Raw genomic sequence first — 20,554 nt, 5'->3', positions numbered from 1 at the left:
CTTAAAATTTACACTCAGGTCTATTTAGCCTGCCGGTATGGTTGTTAAATGATTAACTCACAACCGGCAGTTTGAAAGTGAATCTGGTACCTTTGTCAATTTTGCTGGTTACGGTTATTTTAGAATGGTGGGCGTTAAGTATGTGCTTAACAATAGCCAAGCCAAGGCCTGTGCCTCCGGTTTCGCGCGAGCGGCTTTTGTCTATACGGTAGAAGCGTTCAAAAATGCGTGACAGATGCTCAGGGGCAATGCCGGGGCCGTCATCTTCAATAGAAACCTGGAAATACTTTTTCTCTTCTTCTATTTCTACAATTATTTTGCCGTTTTCTTTACCGTATTTAATGGCGTTGTCGACCAGGTTAGTCAATACCTGAGATATCCGCTGCTTGTCTGCAATTACCCAGGCTACCTGTAAATCTTTCGGTTTTATTTTCAGCGTTACACCCCTGGTTTTGGCTTTTGACTCCAGCTGCTCAAATATTTCTTCAGTTATGTGCTTCAGCTCTATTTTTTCAAAGTGCATTTTTAAATCACCCTTTTCAACCTGCGATAAGGTAACGAGGTCTCTCACGAGCGCATCAAGCCCATCCAGACTTTTGGCCGCTTTATTCAGAAAACGGTCTAAAATGACAGGGTCTTCTTTGGCACCGTCAATCAGGGTATGAATAAAGCCCTGTGCCGCAAAAATGGGTGTTTTCAGTTCGTGCGATACATCGGCCAGAAACTCTCGCCTGTATTGCTCCATTTTTTTTAACTCATCAATTTCCTGTTGTTTACGGCTTACATAGGTAGAAATCTCGGTATTGAGCATCTTGATGGGGTTGACACTTTTAATAAGTGACTTGCGCGAGATATCAAAATCACGGATTTTCAGCTTCTGGATACTCTTGTATATCTGCCCAACTTCTTTGAAAATCAGGATATCAATGGTATAAAAAACAAAAAAGAAAGACGAAAAAAACGAAGATACCCCCACCACAAACAACATGGCCGCGCTAACATTAGGCACAAAACTGAGGAATACAATAGAGACTGTCGTAATTATTACGGCAAGAAAAAACGCAATGATGCGGGGGCTGAACGACATACTGAAGGGCGCGATTAAATACAGAAAATCATCAGTGCATGTAAACACCACAAATCTAAAAGATAATTTTCTCTTAAAATTACAGATTATTATTCATCTGTAAACATATACCCTACTCCTTTAAGGGTTTTGATGTAGTTTTCGCCAACTTTTTCCCGAACCTTACGTATGTGTACATCAATGGTACGTTCAACAACGAAGATATCAACACCCCAGATTTTCTGCAGGATTTCATCCCGGCTGAATACTTTGTTAGGATACTGCGCCAGGAAGAAAAGTAACTCAAATTCTTTTTTAGGGAGCACTATAGTAGTACCATCTGTTTTGGTAACGGTGTAGTTCTGGCGGTTAATGCTTAGGCCTGCCACTTCAAGCGAATCGCTGGTGTCGGTTTTCTGAGCTTCCCTGCGGAAAAACGCATTGATACGGCTCATTAATGCCCGGGGCTTAATGGGCTTGTTGAGGTAGTCGTCGGCACCTACTTCAAAGGCAGCAATTTCAGAATACTCTTCTGAACGAGCCGTCAGGTACAGAATATACGTATTTTTCATTTCCGGAATCCCCCTCAGGGTCCGGCCTACCTCTATGCCATCCAGATGTGGCATCATGATATCGAGAATTACTAATTCAGGAAGAAATTCGCGTGCAACTTCAATAGCTTTTTTACCATCGGGGGCAGTAGCAACTTTGTACCCCTCTTTTTCAAGGTTGTAGCTTAACAACTCCACAATATCAGCTTCATCATCAACTACTAACACACGGTGAGCAGAACTCATAAAGGCGTTTTAAATTAGTGCGGTGCAAATTTATGATTAAAAAATCGTTAGGTGTGTTAAGCCAATGTTAAATATTATCTAATGGGGCTATTAACCCCCTGTTTATAGCATTTTTACCTTAAAAATTCTTTGGCAGCCATTTCAGCAAGGGTTGTATAATCAGTTTATTATCAATTGCTTGAGGCAAGCGTATTTGCCGGGGCTATTTGTAAGATTTTTAGAAAATACTTTGGTGTTTCGTTGCAAAACAATTTGAAAACATCTACTTTTGCAGTCCGATTTTCTAAAGGTGTGTAAATACTTTTCGGAACGGCGGAAATCAGTCTTTATCTTGATGTCTCTTTAAACAGATGTCGCTTCCCCTGATAACAGGCGAAATTTCTGAACCAAATCAACGGAAATGCTTGATAATGAGGCAGGAATGTGAGCCCTTCTTCAAGATTCAATCAAATCTTATTGTAAAATTCCTTAAAATCTGAAAGACAATGGCGAAAGACATCGCAGGTTATGTGAAACTTCAGGTAAAAGGCGGTCAGGCTAACCCTTCACCACCGATTGGTCCGGCGTTGGGTTCTAAAGGCTTGAACATCATGGAATTTTGTAAACAATTCAACGCCCGTACTCAAGACAAAATGGGTATGGTATTGCCGGTTGTAATTACATACTTTACCGACAAGTCGTTTGAGTTTGCCATCAAAACTCCGCCCGCTGCTATCATGCTGTTAGAAGCAACCAAAATCAAGACAGGTTCAGACCAACCCAACCGTAAAAAAGTGGGCTCGGTTACTTGGGATCAGGTAAAAACAATTGCCGAAACCAAAATGCCAGACCTGAATTGCTTTACTGTGGAATCAGCAATGAAGATGATTGCCGGTACAGCCCAAAACATGGGTATTACCATCACAGGCAACGCACCGTTCTAAAAAACAAATGAGTGATGTAGATCGCTCGTTATTATTCATGGGAGTTATGCACGGCATAACGCTATAACCAAACAAAAAGCAATGGCAAAATTGACCAAAAAAAGAAAGGAAGCAATGTCGAAGTATGATGCTTCAAAGGCTTATTCTCTTAAAGAAGCAGCTGATGTATTGAAGCAGATTTCATACACTAAATTCGACTCTTCAGTAGATGTTCACGTTCGTTTAGGTGTTGACCCTCGTAAGGCAGACCAAATGGTACGTGGTGTGGTTGCACTACCACACGGAACCGGTAAAACTGTTCGTGTTCTTGTATTATGTACACCTGACAAAGAAGCTGATGCAAAAGCTGCTGGCGCTGACTACGTAGGGTTGGACGAATACATTCAGAAAATCGAACAAGGCTGGACAGACATCGACGTAATCATTACGATGCCAACTGTTATGGCTAAACTTGGTAAGTTAGGTAAAATCCTCGGCCCTCGCGGATTAATGCCAAACCCTAAGTCTGGTACTGTAACGCTCGACGTAGCAACAGCTGTAAAAGAAGTGAAAGCGGGTAAAATTGACTTCAAAGTTGATAAAACCGGTATCATTCACGCTTCCATCGGTAAGGTTTCTTTCTCACCTGAGAAATTAGCAGAAAATGCTACAGAATTGATTCAAACTTTGTTGAAATTGAAACCGTCTTCTGCTAAAGGTACCTACGTGAAAAGCGTAGCACTTGCCAGCACAATGGGACCTGGTATTCAAATCGACAAAACAACCATTAATGGATTGTAATCATGACAAAAGAAGAAAAAGGAGCAATAATTGAAGAGCTTGCAGAGAAATTTGCAGCTACCCCTTACTTCTATATCACCGATGCAAGCGGATTGAACGTTGCTAAAACCAATGAATTACGTCGTTTGTGTTTCGAGCGTGGTATTGAGTATCGTGTAGTGAAAAATACATTGATCAGCAAAGCTCTGGAAAGATTAGATACCGATTATACGCCGTTTGACGGAACTGTTCTTAAAGGTTTTTCAGGTGTGATGTTCCACGAAGAGTCGGGCAAAATAGCTGCAAAATTGATTAAGGATTTCCTGAAAGCTAATAAAGACAGCATCAAATTAAAAGGTGCTTCGGTTGATTCAGCTTTGTTTATAGGTCACGACCAACTAGATACGTTGTTGAACCTGAAGTCAAAGCAGGAATTGATTGGCGAGGTTATCGGTTTGTTGCAATCACCTGCCAAGAATGTTATTTCTGGCTTGCAAAGCGGTGGCAACAAATTGGCTGGTATTCTCAAGACTTTGTCAGAGAAAGAAGCAGCCTGATTCGTTTACCAATCTTAGCCGTCAATGGCTTTATACAGTAAACACCCATCAGTCATACAGACTGATTATTCATTAAAATTATTTATCAAAATCAAGTATTAACTTTTAAATTCTATACAAAAATGGCAGATTTGAAAGCATTTGCAGAACAATTAGTAAATTTGACTGTAAAAGAAGTAAACGAATTAGCACAAATATTGAAAGATGAATATGGTATTGAGCCTGCAGCTGCTGCTCCAGTAATGGTAGCCGGTAATGCTGGTGGTGGCGAAGCTGCTGAAGCTCCTGCAGAAAAAACATCTTTCGACGTAATCTTGAAAGCTGCTGGTCCTAACAAACTTGCAGTTGTGAAATTGGTTAAAGACCTTACAGGTCTTGGCTTGAAAGAAGCTAAAGATTTAGTTGACTCTGCTCCGAAACCTTTGAAAGAAGGTGTAGCTAAAGACGAAGCTGAAGGTTTGAAAAAATCTTTGGAAGAAGCTGGTGCAGAAGTAGAAGTAAAATAATTTACTCGCACAGTCATACTCAAAGCCCGGTAGGTAACTGCCGGGCTTTTGTTGTTTTTTGCTGTTCACTTAAAGTTTGGCTACCATTTGTTCAGTCTCAATATAATTTTGTATTTTTCAGCAGGATTTCCCCCCCTATACAAGCGTATACCAAACAAACTCATTCAAACCCCGTTTACCTATGAAAAAAACTGAAAAAAATCCGGGCAACACTACCAGACGCACCTTCATCAAGAGCGCCTCTCTGGCATCGGCCGGGTTTATGATTGTGCCCCGCCATGTGCTGGGCAAAGGCTTTGTAGCACCCAGCGATAAACTAAACATAGCCGCAGTAGGTTGTGGCGGCAAGGCCGATGTGAACATCCGGTACTCCTTTAATAACGGTTCAGATAATATTGTAGCGCTTTGTGATGTAGACGACCGGATGTCTAAGAAATTTCGCACGCAATTTCCAAAAGCCCCCTATTACCGCGATTACCGCCAGATGCTGGAGAAAGAGGCAAAAAACATTGATGCAGTAATTGTAACCACCCCAGACCACATGCACTACCCCATTGCCATGACAGCCATGCAACTGGGCAAACACGTGTATGTAGAAAAACCTCTTACGCACGATATCTGGGAGGCTCGCCAACTGACCGAAGCTGCCCAAAAATATAAATTGGTTACCCAGATGGGTAATCAGGGTAGTAGCGGTAAAGGAACCCGTATTACCGAGGCAATTATACAGAGCGGAATGATTGGTGAGGTAAGTAAAGTAGAAGTATGGACAAACCGCCCCGTATGGCCGCAAGGCGTACAATCGCCAAAAGATAAAGGAGAAAAACAACCTGTACCAGGTGACGTAGACTGGAACCTGTGGCTGGGTACTGCACCCATGCGCAACTACCACGAAGCCTACATGCCGTTCCGCTGGCGTGGATACTGGGACTTCGGCACCGGTGCCCTTGGCGATATGGGCTGCCATTTTATTGATGTACCCTTTCGTGCCTTGAAACTGGGCTACCCTACCTCGGTAGAATGTTCGGTGGGGCAAGTATATGCCGATTTCTTTAAGGAGGCTTTCTATGATGATGTATGCCCCCCATCGGCGGCTATTCATCTCAAATTCCCGAATCCGACCGGAAAAGTACATAAAGAAATTGGGCTATCGTGGTATGATGGCGGAATCCGCCCGGAATTGCCTGAGGGTTGCGATTACGACAAAGTATTTGCCAGTGCTGACGGTGGTATTCTGTTTAAAGGCACAAAAGGTATACTGGCTACCGAGTTGTTTGGTAATAATCCTAAGTTTTTTCCTGAGGCCAAATTCCTGAACGTAAAAATACCGGCTCCGAAACGGGCACTGGTAGAGGGCGATACAGAAGGGCATCAGCAACAATGGGTAAAAGCCTGTAAAGAAGGTTACGGCGCTTACACAAGCTCTGCTTTCGCAGAGGCCGGCCCACTTACTGAAATTGTCCTGATGGGTAATCTGGCCGTACGCTCGTTCCTGCTCCGTGATTCGAACAACAAGTTCATTGGTCGCAAAAAACTACTTTGGGACGGCAAAAATATGAAAATCACCAATTTTGACCCGGCCAATGCTTTCGTAAAAAGAGAGTATCGTGCAGGAGGCTGGATATAATTGATAATAAAACCATCGGGGGGCATGGTTACATGCCCTCTTTTTGTTATAAAGCTTACCTTTCTGTTTTATGAAGTTACGAACCATTTATCAGCATACCCTTCTTGCACTCTTGATAGTTTCTGAACTGGCATGTAGTAATGCAACGCAAAAGGGTTCAGAATCAACCATAAAGCCTGTTATTGAAAATGAAGGCGTGAAGATAGCTTATGACGATACCCGGACCGGCGATACTACCTTGCTTTTTGTGCATGGCTGGGGGATAAACCGGGCTTACTTTAGCCCCCAGGTAAATGCATTTAAGAAAAGTTACAGGGTAGTTACAGTAGACCTGCCCGGCTTTGGTGAATCAGGTAAGAATCGCCAGAGCTGGACGGTAGAAAACTATGCGAAAGACATTTCGGCCGTTATAAAAACCTTGCAACTGAAGCATGTCATATTAATAGGCCACTCTATGAGTGGGTTCATTGTTCTGGAAACCGCTCTCACCAATCCGCAAACAGTGCTGGGTATCATAGGCATTGATAATTTTAATACCTACGGTTGGGTAGAAACCCCAGCATCTAAAAAGGAAACTGATGCGTTTTTCAACATGGCACGAGCCAATTATAAAAAAGTGGTTTCTGGCTTTGTTAATCAGACGCTATTTGCCCCATCTACAGACAGCCTCGTCAGGAAACGAGTTACAGAGGACATTATTCAATCAGATTCTGTAATTGCTGTAAACAGCCTTGAACTGAACATGCGGTATCCGGCTGATGCCCGGCTGAAAGAATGGCACAAGGTACTTTATCTGATTAATAGTTCTATGCACCCAACAGATACCTTATCTTTCAGCAAAGGCGGCATAAACGTAAAAATGTTTGATGTGGGCTTAACAGGGCACTACCCCATGATTGAAAAACCAGAAGCATTTAATAAGCTTTTAGCACAGGCCATTAAGAAAATCAAAAGCAATAGTAATTAACAGAACAGAAACAGCTGCCATTTGTCCACCTATCAAAGCTATTTGTCGGACAAAAGCCATTTATTGCTGCCGTACATTTGCCAGATAAATGAGAAAAAATGGCAAATATTCTGGCAAAGGCGGTATCAAACCTGATGGACCAATTGTTCAGTCCATCAATAGTAGTGGGAATCAGGGTCTGGGAACCTGCAACACTCTATGAAATAGATGTGCACCTCCCTACAACTGATTTCAACAAATGGAACACGATTAAGCGGGTAAAATGTAAAGTAGATAATTTACAGTTCAGAGATTATACGCCTGCCTTATGGAACACTGATAAAAAGATATGCACGTTGTTTGTAGAGGCAGGCCACAACGGAGCAGGTAGCCGCTGGGCTCAGAACCTGAAAACAGGAGATGAGGTTTTATTGGGCGTAGCCCATGCGGCGCAACTACCGGCCACTAATGGCAAAATACTTTGTCTGGCAGATGGCAGCGCGTTAGGGCATTGTTTAAGTCTGAAACAATTAACCAACCGGGAATACTACCCGCTGGATGTAGCCGTAGTATTAGACAACAATTATCAAATCCCCTCTTCACTTGTAAACGATAATCCCGATTTTGAATTTATAGCTAATCCGCAGGGCGATGCAACAGATGTACTTGAAAAATGGTATCTGTCTAAAGACTTAAGTAGTTATGCTTCTATTTATATTGCAGGATATATACCGATGGTAACCGGACTACGAAAAAAACTGAAAGCTATTTCGGGTATAAAAGCCAAAATATACGCCTACGGATTCTGGTCATAAACAGATAAGCATGCCAAAAGAGCACATCCATATATTACACCTGCCTGAAAGGCATATAGGGGTAGAGGTTTTTTCGATGTCAGAAATCGACCCATTGATAGATCTGATTGAAGAAGTTTCCATTCCGCATCGCCATGACCATTACACCTGTTTCTTTCTTGAAGAAGGTAATTTGAATTTTAATATTGATTTTCAGGAAATAGAAATTAGCTCGCCGTCACTTTTAGTTTCATCTCCGGGGCAGGTTCATCAACCCGGCTTGGGGGATGTTCCGGCAGGATGGTTAATTGCCTTTGATGCCAAACTGATTGATGAAAATGCCCGTACTGTTATTGAGCAATCATTCACCAAAATAGTAATCCTCCGTTTGCATGATATTGAAAAAAAATGGTTCAATCATATATTCCAGTTACTTTATTCTTCTTTAAAAGAGAAAAAATCTGAAACTTTTCAGCATCAACTCATACAAACCCTTATCAACTCTTTTTTCTATAAAGTCGTTTCCATTTTTCAGCAACAGGAAGATAAACGCATACAAGAGTATTCTTCCAGAAGTGTTGAGATTGTAAAAACATTCAATCAATTAGTGCAGAACCATTATCTGGAACTGAAAAGACCTGCCGATTTCGCCTCAAAAATGAATATCACGGTTAGTTATCTCAACGACACCATCAAGGCAGTTACAGGGTTTTCTTCTACCTATTTTATACAACAGGAAATTTTCCGCGAGGCGCAACGCTTATTATTCTATACCAACAAAAGCATCAAAGAAATTGCCTTTCAGTTAGGCTATGAAGATTATAAATACTTTATAAGATTATTCAGTAAAATTATAGGAATGTCTCCATCCAATTTCCGAAACAGTCAACAATCAGCCTCAGTTATAACGGACACTGACATTCCTACCTGACTTTTAAATTACTTTTGCATCAAAAGCGCCTGTTATTATCTTCCCGTTACGTTTTACCTGCAACCAGATGCGGTAATTACCCGGTGTGGGGAAAACATAAGGAAAATTGACACTGCCCCCATGATGGCTGCTCATGTTATGGGTCATACCCCCCATTAACAGTCTGTCTCTCTGGGTTTCGGGCATTGCCTGTAAGTTTAACAAAAGGTTATCAACACTGTCTCTGAATTGTCTGGCACTGGTAACTCTATAGCCAGGATTTGTATTTTCGCTAACGCGCTTTTCCATTACCTGCTGAGCAGTTGATGAAAATGTTCCGTTCGGGTGCAGGTGAATATAAACAGAGCCATCGTCTTTCAGCACAACTGCATGGCCCATCATACCCAGATAAGTCTGCAACTCGGCGGGTTTACCGTCAGGACTTATCACAGCAAAATTAAGGGTATTAACCTGCCCTGCTCTAAGCACCTGCCCGGGCTTCTCTTCCCAAATAATACTTGTGCCATCTTTTAAAACGGTTTTTACCCCCGGTGAGCCACAAATACTAATGCCGGCATCTGCCACGCCGGGCGTTTTTCTGTTAATAGGGTTATTAATTACATAGGTATCGTCAGTATCGCTGTTTTGCTTCTCATAACTTTCCTGAACGACTCTCAAAGCCGGAATCTCAACCGTATCAGCAATGGTATATTGTAAGCCATGAAAACGAAGGATATCGGCGTATACCAGATATTTCCCGGCAGGTAAATCCGGCAGGGACGCTTCAAAAGTAAGCGTGTCCTTCCGGCTTGGGTGCAAATGCGCAAAGGCGTCAAGCGTGCCTTGCCTTACCAGAAACAGGTGCATCAGTTTGCCGTGGTCAGGAATCAGAAAACTGGTCCATCGCCCCTGAACAGAGTTAGAATCAATTTGAAAATTCAATACCCGCCGGGCATTCTCTACCTTTATTTTTGTAGTAGCCGTGTAAGGTTTGTAAATATAGTTTTGCTGGTATTCTTTTGATATAGAGCCCCACCACGAATTGCCCACAAACAACAAAAGCCCGCAGAAGCTTAAACCAATGGTAGAACCCACCACCTTGCGTCTTTTAAAGCCCTGCCCGCCTGTCTCTCCGGGTTGCAAAAGGCTATCACTATTGCTTGCGCCTACTATGGTAGTCATTATTCCCACCAGCAATAGAGCCAGACCGCCTAAAATCCACCCTAAAGACTCAGGCAAGTCTCGCTTAGCGGTGGCCAGGGCAGCAATCGGTATCAGCGTCTCGCCGGCGCCCCTGTTGCCTGATATCCTAACTTTTACACTGGCTGCTCCGGTTTCCATTAACCAAATATTACCCTCATATCTGCCGGGTTCTCCTGCCACCGGCAATGCTTCATCTTCCTTGGGCGAGCCCTCGTCGCCTGTCCAATAGTAAATCGGGCTCAGTTTTACACTTTCAATGTCTGTTCCATCTACTGAAACCGAAACCCTGGCAACACCCGGAATCACATCCGGCGGTTCTACATATACCTGTATCTGGTATTTACCGGCTTTGCCCTCCTGCACTATGCCTGCACTTCCGATATGGGCATTTACCTGCACTAAAAAGCACAGATTTAACAAGATAAAGGCTATTATTTTTAATGTCATTTGCTTTTTCATTTTTATGCTTTTCAATTATTGGTCATCAGCGTTGTACTTTTTGCATCCATTTTCCCCAGGCTAAGCCAATGCGTGTAGACAGCATGCTTAATAATAAGGCAATGCCTAGCCCGCTTGCCCAATTACCCAAACCTTTTGTAGAGCTCCATTCGGTAAATTTATAACGAAACTCCCAGTCGGGGCTGTTTTGATAAGACCACGAGCTACTACCCCAGAACCAACTACGTGCCATGGGGGATTCAAGAATAAAATTGCCAAAAGGATAACTGAAACCTACCAGAATAAGCAGATAAATAAATGCCAGCGGCAAAGCTAAGAACCAGTCATTTACATTTGCCAGTCTGGCTCTCAGCAAATCAAGCCCTATTGCCGGGAAAATCAGTAATATTGGAAACCCCAGGGTCTGATACGTTGTGATTCTGTTATGAACAGGTCCTAAAAGCGGTTCGGCAGGTAACAGGCGCAATGTGGCATTAACCGCCCAGAAAAAAAACATAAACGTAGCTGCAATGTAGGTAGCGCCCCATTTCATGCCCGAGCCGCGTGCTGTTGCCAGCAATAATACCGGAAATGCGGCAGAGGCAATCTGATAATAAGAAACCCCATGTAATTGCCAACGGTCGAGAAATTCAGAAAGTGCCGTAAACATAGTAGTAACCAGAAACCCTGCAGTAAATACAAACATCCATTGAAGCCGTTTCAACCGCCTTTCGGCTTGGCTGGCAGATAAAAAGTAAAAGGTATCTTTTCTGTTCAAAAAAGCCAGTACCGACACCATAGCTCCTACCTGCACACTCATTAAGCCCAACAGAAGCACCGTGTGTGGCGGAGAGAAAATCTCCACATCAAGCCCGTAGGTATTATGCCACCAATCGTCGAACGGGGCAGAGGTAATGGCAGCCAGACCACCCCAGATACAGAATAGACCGCCGAGCGAACTATAAAAAATGCCCCAGAAATTGACCATTTTGTTTTTTTCGCGGTCATTACCCCAGAAAGACGTCTTTAATACCTTAAAGCCCGAAAATAACCCGGCAGAAGCTGCACCGATATAAATTAGCACATGAGGAGCCGAGAAAAGGCCGTCACGCCCGATGCTCATGTGCCAGGCGATGTCCCACAGTATACCTAAAATAACCAGCTTTGAGGCAACTACGCTGATGTAAACATAAATGGGAATCCCCAAGAGAATTTGTTGTATAGATGATACCGCCCGTTTGCCTCCGAGCGATTGGTCAAGTGCTGTTTCCATCTAAATAAGTTGTTATTTTCTTAAAGACAAGCCAGAATGATATTTCCCCCAAGTTAAAGAAAAAAAACTCAGACTCTACCAAAAAATAAATATCATCCCTGTCAAACCACGGCTGGCTGGCAAATCATAAACTTCCGGAGCCTGACAAAGCTGCACCCGGCCCTAATATTATATTTCAGGCTATGGTATATTTTAAAGAAACGAGACCGGTTTCATACGTTTTGGTTTCTGTCAATTGAAGCGATACCCGGCCTTGAAGCCCTTGAAACAGTGGTTTACCCTTGCCTAAGAGGATGGGATGCACCGATAACCACAATTCATCTACCAGCCCCAGATTCATTAAAGAGGCTGTCAGGCTACCACCGCCAAAGAGCCAGATGTCTTTACCTTTCTGTTGTTTTATGGCTTCAACCACAGGCCTGATGTCGCCTGATATAATAGTTGTGCCATCCTTTGCTTCTTGCATGGTATTTGAAAAGACGTACTCCTGCATTTTCGGAAACCCGAAGTCGTTATTTTCTAACCCGAAAGACATTTCATAGCTTTTTCTGCCTACAAAAACAGCATCTATTTTTTGATAGAACTCGTTCAAGCCGTAATCCTGGTCGGTAAAACACCAGTCGTATTCTCCGTTAGGGCCTTCAATGAAACTGTCAAGGCTTACTGCTAAACCTAAAATAACTTTTCTCATATTGTTGTTTTTTCTGCAAAAGTAATTGGCTTTGTTGTCAGAAAATTGTAAAAATCAGACACCCTGACAATCAGCAAATAATGTTGGTATCTAGCAAAACTGCCTTTGGGGTAATACCTGCAAAAGTTTTATAATCATGGATAAAATGTGCCTGATCATAATATCCGCTTGCGTAGGCAGCGTCTGTGAGGTTAGATTCGGGATATTTTTTAAGATATGCTAATGAGTTAATGAAGCGACTGATTCTGATATACTCTTTGGTAGAAAGCCCTATGCAATAGTTGAACCTGCGGCTGAGTTGCCGCTGGCTTAACCCGGCCTTTTCTGCCAATGCAGCAACGGTAAGCATACTTTGTGCACAGGCAATCTGCTGCAGGCAATATTCAAGTGTTGTGTCTTGTTTATTGGCTTTCAATTGACGAATCAGATACTTCTGAATTATACCCACTTTTTGCATACAAGAAGTGGCGTTGTCTATCTCATCTTCTATTGTTTGTACTACTGTCCCCCATAAAAATTGTAAATCGGTGAGGCTGTCTGCTATGGCTGACATTGGCAATTGAAAGAACAAATAGGCTGTAGAAGGATAAAAACAAACCGAAATAAAACCGGTTTTGCTCTTCATTTGCACATCCATAAAGTTTCCGACCCGCGAAACCACAAAACTGCGGCTGTTATGAAATTCCTTTTTACCAGTAACAGTGGCGTGCGTATCACCGCTATTACTGAAATTAAAAAAAACCTCAACGCAGGCATCGGGTAAGATTCTGAGTGGTGCAAGAATTGTATCGGTTGTATCGCTCTCTATTGAGCATATCGCTTTTACATAAGGCTGAAGGTCAGAACAGATGGGGTAAAGGCATACTTTCATGGCTACGTTTAGCAGGCTGTAAACAAAAATACTAACATTTCTGCTCTTGAGAAATGTTAGTATTAATAATAATTGTATATATTATCTGATTAACTCTACCCAACCTTTAATAGCCACAGGTACCTCGTCGGTTTTCTCTAACCGTTGCATCGTTACCCGCGCTACATAATAATACGTGCCGGATGGCAATTCCTTCCCGTCGCTGCTCCTTCCGTCCCAACTCAATACCTTCGTACCGCTACTCTCATATACCTTCAATCCGTAACGATTATATATCTCTATCCCTATCTCTTGTATAAACGCTTCGCATGTCATCGGACTGAACGTGTCGTTCTTCCCGTCTCCGTTTGGCGTTATTACATTCGGTAGCTCTACCGCAGGACAGTTGTCTTTACACACTACGTTGCTCGCTACACTCTCCCGGTTCAGGCTACTCAACGCCGTTACATAGTAACAGCCCGCAAACCCTTCTGCCAATGACCGCTCATGTGTGTAGGTCTGCGCCGGTGGGACTCCTGTTACCCTAATGAGTAGTTTCCCTGTCTCTCCTTTATATCGCGAATAGTATAGGTTGTACCCGACAATGTCTGTCCGGCAAGGTGTGTTCTCCCCACTGCTTATTGGGGTCGTCCAGCTTAGTGTGTTCTGTACCCTGTTCTCCCGGCATATCGCTTCTCTATCCAGTTCCTGACAGTTCAATGCGTCTATCGTTAGCTGGGGCGGGCATGGAGGGCTGTCGTCTATCACTATTCCGCAGCTCTCTTGTGAGTAGTTCTCCAGTATCCCATATTGGGGTAGCCGTGTGTATGACCCTACTGTCTTTATCTTGTAGCAGTAGCTGACACCCACTTCCATTTGGATGCTCTGGTTCCCGTCTGCATCGTACCGGTCCTGACCGTCGTCTATGTAGTTGTAGGTGTTTACTGTTTGTACAGGTACTTCGGCTATGATGTGAAATACTCCCGGGTTCGATTTGTCTTCTCTGTATAGCACGTGCTTCCGGTTGTCGTTGCTCCAGGGTACATTCGCCTGCCAGCTCAACCTTATCCGCTGCGCGTCTGAACGCGCCGTCAGACGTACGCTGCTCGCTATCTGGCTCTCGGCTAATACTTTATCCGTCTCGTATAAAAATGATACACGATAGGTGTACCCGCTGCCTTCGGTGTTCAACCCGTTGTCTGTGTAAACCGTGTCTGCTGTCTGCTTGTTGACACGCGTAGGTATGGTGGCTATCAACTGAAAGGTACCTCCGCTGATGCCCGTTGCCCTGTATAACTTGTAGGCATATGGACCTTTGGTGGCTGTGCTGTCAAAGTTTAAGGGCCTTGTCCATTTAAGCTGTATCACTCCGTTTACGCTGTGGGTTCTCTCTACGCTTACGTTTGTAATTACTGGCGCTTTCTGGGGTAGTTCGCTACCGATACATGCTTCATTGGATGGTACGCTGTTCATTACTGTAAATTCAGTTGTGGCCAGCGTCGCTACAATGCTGTAACTGTATATTACTCCGTTCTGTGTTTTGTTGTCCAGATAAAATGTATCTCTGGCACTAACACTGCCTATCTTTACAAACCCTAGGCTTTCTGGTAAGCCCAACTGGCATGTGCCGGGTATATAGTTAGAACAGCCTTCTTTACGATAAATATCAATCTTGATGTCTTCTGACGGCAGGTTGCAGTCCGGGTATTTGCTCCATCGTAGCTCTACGCCATTGCTTCCACTGCGAGCGCTAAGACCCTGCGGACGTGGGGGAATTACCCGTATCCTTACTGTCCTGGTGTCGGTCATGGTTATCGAAAATCTACCCGGATAGTCTTCTACTTTGAATAGCACGTCATATGGTTGTTCCCGCACGTGCCGGCAGTTGGTCTCCCAACTGAATGTACCTGTCGCCGGACTTTTCTGTATCGCATTCAGGGGTGTGAATTTCGCCGCTTCGGGGGCTATGAAGTTCACTGCTCCTTCTGCACTCTGGTTATAAACTCCGCCTGTGGTTGTTATTCGTATATTCTGGTTGTCCGGGTCGCTTGCTGTTACGTTAAACTCTACTTTCTGACCAGCCTCTACGCATAGTGTGCCGGGTACTGTCAGTATCGGCCGTCGGTTCGGTGTCTCTACTACTATTATCTGCATGTCACGCGTTATCTCTCCTATCTTGGTGTAGCTCCCGTCATTCCCTTTCCGCCATTCTTCTACTATGAAGGCCACGTTTACCTGATACTGATTTACGCCTAATCGACCAGGCGAATCCCATATCAGATCGCCTGTTTCTGCGTTGATAGTGAAAAAAGATGGCCCGCCACCCCCTTCTATCAACCGGCTGTCGCCTAATGTTGATGGATCTTTGTAGCCCGCAGCAAATTCTCCACCGTTCGACCCATCCGTTCTTCCTCTTTTCGGCATCGTTAAACGGTAAGCCAGGCTGTCGCCGTCGGCATCAAATGCACCCGGGTTATGGATGAATCTTCTGCCTACTCCGGCTGTATCTACCGGAATATTCAGCAGAACCGGCGTATTATTCAGACCCAGAGCGCCGTTCACCACGATAGTGGTTTCTACAAAAAAACTAATCTGGTCGGTTGGACCCTGAAGGTTAACTGTATTGGCGTTTCGGTTGGTGATGGCACAGGAGATGGTGTAACGACCCGGACCGGGGAAGGTATAGGTGGTGTCGTAAACGTTGCACATGGTTCCTGCGTTAATCAAAAACTTCTTTCTGCGTTTAACGTCAAAAAGCGGCACCCCGGTTACGCCAAAAGAAAACTGCGACGTATTGGCGGCATCGTTGGCAATATATCCGTTTATCTGGTCAGTATATGTTGTTAGGGTAACCCGGTAAGTAAGGGTAGTTGATGAAATTCTTTTTGCGGTTATTTCGCCCGCGCGTAAGTGTGTGGCCTGTACCTGAGGCGCTATCAACAAACCGGCAATAAAAAAAAATAAAGTAAATCTTAATATTCGCATAGGTCACATCACAATTTTAATGTCCGTTACACATAAGAACGAACGAATACCCGTGCGCTGTGCATATTTGCCAAGATTTTTGAAATTAAAAATCCACACATGAGTATAACGCTCAGAATGAGTTTTATAATCAGGTCAATAAAGTTAAAAAGGGTGTCAGAATGGCTTGTTTTTCTGAGCGAATTTTTCGAGGTACTTATGGAATTTCCAGGGTACGGCTACCTCTTTGGTGGTACGGGCTATTCTGACACTATAGCCTCTTGCATTACCTTCTACCTTTTGGATTCCACTTGTATTTACAATTATTGTTTTATCTAAGTAAATGAACTGGTCAAATGCCGATAGTTCTTTTTCAATATTGCCCTGAACGGTAGTCTTTTCTACACTCAGGAAATTCTGCCAGCATACTTCGGCAGAATCTTTGGAGATTTCGGCATAAATGAACTGATTGGGCAATAAACTGAAATGATTGCTCAGCCTTAAAACAGGCGGTGCACCTTTGGCATCAATAGGTTTGAGTTGTTTCAGCGACTTATTGATTACTTCTGCACAACCGGCGAATTTTTTTTGAAAGACCTTTTGCTGAATAAAAGTGGTAACAATAACTGGTATAATACTGAGGGCGAAGATTTTGAGGATGCCGGCTGGTTTAAAAACAACTATATGAAACGCATTACTATAAGCTGCCAGTAATGACAACAAAAGCAATACCATAATCAGAAAGTGAAGTGCCTGGCGGGCGATTGTCCAGTTGGATTTATCATAAAACACAGGAAAAATAGCCGGCAGCACAAACTTGACAATTAGCATACCAATGCAGGCAACCAGCCCAAACCCCAGTAATAATTCTGTTTTTTGCTCATGATTAAACAAGTCGAGGCCAAACGGCTGCATTCCTACTGCAATAATGGCAACAAATAACCCTACTACGAGGGCAATGAGGAATCCCCTCATAGAACGAATAGAAGTAGCCATGGGCCGTCTAAACGCTTCGCCGAGGGCCATTAACTGCTCTCTGATAAAATTCAGGAAATGGTTACCTGTAATAGATATTACTCTTAGGATATTCATTATTAAAATCTATACTCCGGATATCACTCAGTGGGTCTTTAAGCTAAAAACTAAACCAGTGCCTGGTTTATTGTACCGCTTAGCAGGCAAATATACAAGAATTGCTATTTATCTGATTAACTCTACCCAACCTTTAATAGCCACAGGTACCTCGTCGGTTTTCTCTAACCGCTGCATCGTTACCCGCGCTACATAATAATACGTGCCGGATGGCAATTCCTTCCCGTCGCTGCTCCTTCCGTCCCAACTCAATACCTTCGTACCGCTACTCTCATATATCTTTAACCCGTAACGATTATATATCTCTATCCCTATCTCTTGTATAAACGCTTCGCAGGTCATCGGACTGAACGTGTCGTTCTTCCCGTCTCCGTTTGGCGTTATTACATTCGGTAGCTCTACCGCAGGACAGTTGTCTTTACACACTACGTTGCTCGCTACACTCTCCCGGTTCAGGCTACTCAACGCCGTTACATAGTAACAGCCCGCAAACCCTTCTGCCAATGACCGCTCATGTATGTATGTCTGCGCCGGTGGGACTCCTGTTACCCTAATGAGTAGTTTCCCTGTCTCTCCTTTATATCGCGAATAGTATAGGTTGTACCCGACAATGTCTGTCCGGCAAGGTGTGTTCTCCCCACTGCTTATTGGGGTCGTCCAGCTTAGTGTGTTCTGTACCCTGTTCTCCCGGCATATCGCTTCTCTATCCAGTTCCTGACAGTTCAATGCGTCTATCGTTAGCTGGGGCGGGCATGGAGGGCTGTCGTCTATCACTATTCCGCAGCTCTCTTGTGAGTAGTTCTCCAGTATCCCATATTGGGGTAGCCGTGTGTATGACCCTACTGTCTTTATCTTGTAGCAGTAGCTGACACCCACTTCCATTTGGATGCTCTGGTTCCCGTCTGCATCGTACCGGTCCTGACCGTCGTCTATGTAGTTGTAGGTGTTTACTGTTTGTACAGGTACTTCGGCTATGATGTGAAATACTCCCGGGTTCGATTTGTCTTCTCTGTATAGCACGTGCTTCCGGTTGTCGTTGCTCCAGGGTACATTCGCCTGCCAGCTCAACCTTATCCGCTGCGCGTCTGAACGCGCCGTCAGACGTACGCTGCTCGCTATCTGGCTCTCGGCTAATACTTTATCCGTCTCGTATAAAAATGATACACGATAGGTGTACCCGCTGCCTTCGGTGTTCAACCCGTTGTCTGTGTAAACCGTGTCTGCTGTCTGCTTGTTGACACGCGTAGGTATGGTGGCTATCAACTGAAAGGTACCTCCGCTGATGCCCGTTGCCCTGTATAACTTGTAGGCATATGGACCTTTGGTGGCTGTGCTGTCAAAGTTTAAGGGCCTTGTCCATTTAAGCTGTATCACTCCGTTTACGCTGTGGGTTCTCTCTACGCTTACGTTTGTAATTACTGGCGCTTTCTGGGGTAGTTCGCTACCGATACATGCTTCATTGGATGGTACGCTGTTCATTACTGTAAATTCAGTTGTGGCCAGCGTCGCTACAATGCTGTAACTGTATATTACTCCGTTCTGTGTTTTGTTGTCCAGATAAAATGTATCTCTGGCACTAACACTGCCTATCTTTACAAACCCTAGGCTTTCTGGTAAGCCCAACTGGCATGTGCCGGGTATATAGTTAGAACAGCCTTCTTTACGATAAATATCAATCTTGATGTCTTCTGACGGCAGGTTGCAGTCCGGGTATTTGCTCCATCGTAGCTCTACGCCATTGCTTCCACTGCGAGCGCTAAGACCCTGCGGACGTGGGGGAATTACCCGTATCCTTACTGTCCTGGTGTCGGTCATGGTTATCGAAAATCTACCCGGATAGTCTTCTACTTTGAATAGCACGTCATATGGTTGTTCCCGCACGTGCCGGCAGTTGGTCTCCCAACTGAATGTACCTGTCGCCGGACTTTTCTGTATCGCATTCAGGGGTGTGAATTTCGCCGCTTCGGGGGCTATGAAGTTCACTGCTCCTTCTGCACTCTGGTTATAAACTCCGCCTGTGGTTGTTATTCGTATATTCTGGTTGTCCGGGTCGCTTGCTGTTACGTTAAACTCTACTTTCTGACCAGCCTCTACGCATAGTGTGCCGGGTACTGTCAGTATCGGCCGTCGGTTCGGTGTCTCTACTACTATTATCTGCATGTCACGCGTTATCTCTCCTATCTTGGTGTAGCTCCCGTCATTCCCTTTCCGCCATTCTTCTACTATGAAGGCCACGTTTACCTGATACTGATTTACGCCTAATCGACCAGGCGAATCCCATATCAGATCGCCTGTTTCTGCGTTGATAGTGAAAAAAGATGGCCCGCCACCCCCTTCTATCAACCGGCTGTCGCCTAATGTTGATGGATCTTTGTAGCCCGCAGCAAATTCTCCACCGTTCGACCCATCCGTTCTTCCTCTTTTCGGCATCGTTAAACGGTAAGCCAGGCTGTCGCCGTCGGCATCAAATGCACCCGGGTTATGGATGAATCTTCTGCCTACTCCGGCTGTATCTACCGGAATATTCAGCAGAACCGGCGTATTGTTCAGACCCAGTGCCCCGTTCACCACGATAGTGGTTTCTACAAAAAAACTAATCTGGTCGGTTGGGCCCTGAAGGTTAACTGTATTGGCGTTTCGGTTGGTGATGGCACAGGAGATGGTGTAACGACCCGGACCGGGGAAGGTATAGGTGGTGTCGTAAACGTTGCACATGGTTCCTGCGTTAATCAAAAACTTCTTTCTGCGCCTGACTTCATATTGCGGCGAACCACTGCCAAACGAAAATTGAACGGTGTTGGCACCCTCGTTGGCTTGCACACCGTTTATCTGGTCGGTATAAGTAGTTAAAGTGATTCTGTATGTAAGGGTAGTTGATGAAATTCTTTTTGCGGTTATCTCACCTGCGCGTAAGTGTGTGGCCTGTACCTGTGAGATTGCAAAAAAACTGAAAATAACAGAAAAAAAAGAGAATTTCAATGCTTTCATGAGCTCGCATTTAGGATTATCCGTAAATATAAACGAAAAAAAAACTTATTCGTTGTATCTGAAAGGTTTAGTATTATGAAATCATTCCGAATAAAAACCAACCCTTGCCACAGTAAATGCCTGTTTTAAAAAAAGGGCTTTATTTTTATTGATTCTAAATAGTTTGTGGC

The 20,554-nt window shown here is 44.1% G+C and carries 17 protein-coding genes; 8 read left to right on the top strand and 9 right to left on the bottom strand.

From position 1 onward, the window contains the following. Positions 1 to 52: 52 nt before the first annotated feature. Together MB380_RS00805 and MB380_RS00800 are read right to left on the bottom strand one after the other, a co-directional pair. Complete coding sequence (locus MB380_RS00805) at positions 53 to 1,087, bottom strand: cell wall metabolism sensor histidine kinase WalK (protein ID WP_253532147.1); 1,035 nt, start codon at positions 1,085 to 1,087, stop codon at positions 53 to 55. Between the two features lie 89 nt (positions 1,088 to 1,176). Then, positions 1,177 to 1,863 (bottom strand): response regulator transcription factor, encoded by a 687-nt coding sequence (locus MB380_RS00800; protein ID WP_101728262.1) that lies wholly within the window; start codon positions 1,861 to 1,863, stop codon positions 1,177 to 1,179. Between the two features lie 485 nt (positions 1,864 to 2,348). On the opposite strand from MB380_RS00800, the gene rplK reads away from it, so the two are divergent. The 8 genes from rplK (at position 2,349) to MB380_RS00760 (ending at position 8,906) form a co-directional block, all read left to right on the top strand. Then, a complete protein-coding gene (gene rplK / locus MB380_RS00795; RefSeq protein ID WP_253532145.1) occupies positions 2,349 to 2,786 on the top strand; it encodes a 50S ribosomal protein L11 in 438 nt (145 codons plus the stop codon). 81 nt (positions 2,787 to 2,867) lie between these two features. After that, positions 2,868 to 3,566, top strand: coding sequence for a 50S ribosomal protein L1 (gene rplA / locus MB380_RS00790; RefSeq protein WP_101728264.1), 699 nt, complete (start codon positions 2,868 to 2,870; stop codon positions 3,564 to 3,566). A gap of 2 nt (positions 3,567 to 3,568) precedes the next feature. Beyond that, positions 3,569 to 4,102, top strand: coding sequence for a 50S ribosomal protein L10 (rplJ, locus tag MB380_RS00785; RefSeq protein WP_101728265.1), 534 nt, complete (start codon positions 3,569 to 3,571; stop codon positions 4,100 to 4,102). 122 nt (positions 4,103 to 4,224) lie between these two features. Beyond that, positions 4,225 to 4,608: a 50S ribosomal protein L7/L12 gene (gene rplL, locus MB380_RS00780; RefSeq protein ID WP_253532143.1), complete on the top strand. Its 384-nt coding sequence runs from the start codon at positions 4,225 to 4,227 to the stop codon at positions 4,606 to 4,608. Positions 4,609 to 4,789: 181 nt separating this feature from the next. Then, positions 4,790 to 6,235 (top strand): Gfo/Idh/MocA family protein, encoded by a 1,446-nt coding sequence (locus tag MB380_RS00775; RefSeq protein ID WP_253532141.1) that lies wholly within the window; start codon positions 4,790 to 4,792, stop codon positions 6,233 to 6,235. Between the two features lie 70 nt (positions 6,236 to 6,305). After that, positions 6,306 to 7,202: an alpha/beta fold hydrolase gene (locus MB380_RS00770; RefSeq protein ID WP_253532139.1), complete on the top strand. Its 897-nt coding sequence runs from the start codon at positions 6,306 to 6,308 to the stop codon at positions 7,200 to 7,202. 98 nt (positions 7,203 to 7,300) lie between these two features. Next, positions 7,301 to 7,996: a siderophore-interacting protein gene (locus MB380_RS00765; RefSeq protein ID WP_253532137.1), complete on the top strand. Its 696-nt coding sequence runs from the start codon at positions 7,301 to 7,303 to the stop codon at positions 7,994 to 7,996. Between the two features lie 10 nt (positions 7,997 to 8,006). Beyond that, complete coding sequence (locus MB380_RS00760) at positions 8,007 to 8,906, top strand: AraC family transcriptional regulator (protein ID WP_253532136.1); 900 nt, start codon at positions 8,007 to 8,009, stop codon at positions 8,904 to 8,906. A gap of 3 nt (positions 8,907 to 8,909) precedes the next feature. Here MB380_RS00760 and MB380_RS00755 read toward each other — a convergent pair whose 3' ends face one another. The 7 genes from MB380_RS00755 to MB380_RS00725 form a co-directional block, all read right to left on the bottom strand. Next, positions 8,910 to 10,535 (bottom strand): hypothetical protein, encoded by a 1,626-nt coding sequence (locus MB380_RS00755; protein ID WP_253532134.1) that lies wholly within the window; start codon positions 10,533 to 10,535, stop codon positions 8,910 to 8,912. Between the two features lie 37 nt (positions 10,536 to 10,572). Continuing rightward, on the bottom strand, positions 10,573 to 11,799 hold the full coding sequence (locus tag MB380_RS00750; protein ID WP_253532132.1) for a hypothetical protein: 1,227 nt from the start codon (positions 11,797 to 11,799) through the stop codon (positions 10,573 to 10,575). A 175-nt stretch (positions 11,800 to 11,974) separates the two neighbouring features. After that, complete coding sequence (locus MB380_RS00745; protein ID WP_253532130.1) at positions 11,975 to 12,490, bottom strand: dihydrofolate reductase family protein; 516 nt, start codon at positions 12,488 to 12,490, stop codon at positions 11,975 to 11,977. Positions 12,491 to 12,560: 70 nt separating this feature from the next. Then, positions 12,561 to 13,361: a helix-turn-helix domain-containing protein gene (locus MB380_RS00740; protein ID WP_253532128.1), complete on the bottom strand. Its 801-nt coding sequence runs from the start codon at positions 13,359 to 13,361 to the stop codon at positions 12,561 to 12,563. A gap of 81 nt (positions 13,362 to 13,442) precedes the next feature. After that, positions 13,443 to 16,325: a gliding motility-associated C-terminal domain-containing protein gene (locus tag MB380_RS00735; RefSeq protein WP_253532126.1), complete on the bottom strand. Its 2,883-nt coding sequence runs from the start codon at positions 16,323 to 16,325 to the stop codon at positions 13,443 to 13,445. A 156-nt stretch (positions 16,326 to 16,481) separates the two neighbouring features. Continuing rightward, positions 16,482 to 17,396 (bottom strand): hypothetical protein, encoded by a 915-nt coding sequence (locus MB380_RS00730; RefSeq protein ID WP_253532125.1) that lies wholly within the window; start codon positions 17,394 to 17,396, stop codon positions 16,482 to 16,484. 108 nt (positions 17,397 to 17,504) lie between these two features. Beyond that, on the bottom strand, positions 17,505 to 20,384 hold the full coding sequence (locus tag MB380_RS00725) for a gliding motility-associated C-terminal domain-containing protein (protein WP_253532123.1): 2,880 nt from the start codon (positions 20,382 to 20,384) through the stop codon (positions 17,505 to 17,507). Positions 20,385 to 20,554: the final 170 nt, after the last annotated feature.

Origin of the sequence: Emticicia sp. 21SJ11W-3 (genome assembly GCF_024138715.1) — a bacterium.
Lineage (GTDB): Bacteria > Bacteroidota > Bacteroidia > Cytophagales > Spirosomataceae > Emticicia > Emticicia fluvialis.
Note: the sequence above shows the minus strand (reverse complement) of the source record. Positions and strands in the feature narration are given on the sequence as shown.